We start from the raw sequence: 1229 nt of genomic DNA on the forward strand, positions 1-1229 counted from the left end.
ACCCCCGGCAGGAAACACAGCACGTCCCCCTCCCGCTCGTCCAGCGCCCGCCGTACCACGGACGCCACATGCGCCGGCAGCGCCGGATCGACCCGCATCCCGTGCGGCGGACGTACGGGCCGCACCGGCGGCGCCCACACGACCTCCACCGGATACGCCGTGCCCCGCGCCTCGACCACCGGCGCCCCGCCGAGCAGCCGCGCCCACCCCTGCGCGTCGGTCGTCGCCGAGGCGGCCACCAGCCGCAGCTCCGGACGCAGCGTCTGCCGTACGTCCCAGAGGAAGGCCGCCGCCGTGTCCGCGTCCAGGTGCCGCTCGTGGCACTCGTCGAGCACCACCACGTCGACACCGGCCAGCTCCTGGTCCCGTTGCAGCCGCTGGACGAGCACACCGGTCGTCACGACCTCCACGCGCGTGTGCCGCCCGACGACACGTTCCCCGCGCACGGTGTAGCCGACGCTCTCGCCGGGCTTCTCGCCCAGCAGCCACGCCATCCGCCGCGCCGCCGCCCGGGCCGCGATCCGCCGCGGCTCGGCGACGACGACCCGGCGTGCCGGTCCCTCTTCGAGCAGCCCTGCCAGGGCCAGCGGCACCAGGGTCGTCTTACCGGTGCCGGGCGGGGCCACGAGTACCGCGACACCGTGGTCGTCGAGCGCGGTACGCAGGCCGGGCAGGGCGGAACGCACGGGCAGCTGGTCGAGAAGGTCACTGCGGATCACCCGCCCAGTCTCCTGCACAGCCGCTACCCTCACGGCATGCCGCTGCCGGACGAGGACATGACACTCACCGAGTAAACGGGTGCCCTCGCCGAGGCCGTGGGTGTCCGGGGCGCGGGAGCACGTTTCGTGACCCGGCGGCTCAAGAAGGACGTGCTGGAGGTCCGCCTCGGCACCGAACCGGCGCCGGACGCGGCGTCGGCCCTGGCGCAGCGGGTGCTGGAGAGCTGCGGACGGCCGCTCGCCACCGTCGCCGTTCCTGGTGGCCGAGCCTTCCTGGGGGTGATGGGCACCGGCCTCGGCGGGCTCAACCTCGCCGTCGTCACGCTCACGGTCACCGCGGCCGACGGTGGCGGCACGGTACTGGTCAGGGGCGCCGCGAAGGAGGGCCTGATCAAGCAGCACGGCGGTCGGCGGGCCGCCGAGGAGATCGTCTCCCGGTGGCTGGCGGAGGACCCCACGGCCTGGCCCGAGACCTGACTCTTATACACATCTGACGCTGCCGACGAACTC

Annotated in this window: 2 protein-coding genes; one reads left to right on the top strand and one right to left on the bottom strand. The window is 74.1% G+C overall.

Features of this window, described 5'->3' with window-relative positions; all coding sequences use genetic code 11:
• The coding region (locus tag C1J00_RS43340) for a DEAD/DEAH box helicase (RefSeq protein WP_146046417.1) at positions 1-719 on the bottom strand (719 nt) is incomplete at its 3' end.
• 126 nt (positions 720-845) lie between these two features.
• Here C1J00_RS43340 and C1J00_RS43345 point away from each other — a divergent pair.
• Positions 846-1196 carry a hypothetical protein gene (locus C1J00_RS43345; protein WP_102914227.1) on the top strand — a complete coding sequence of 117 codons (351 nt, stop codon included), beginning with the start codon at positions 846-848 and terminating at the stop codon, positions 1194-1196.
• Positions 1197-1229: the final 33 nt, after the last annotated feature.

It is taken from the genome of Streptomyces cahuitamycinicus (assembly GCF_002891435.1).
Taxonomy (GTDB): Bacteria; Actinomycetota; Actinomycetes; order Streptomycetales; family Streptomycetaceae; genus Streptomyces; species Streptomyces cahuitamycinicus.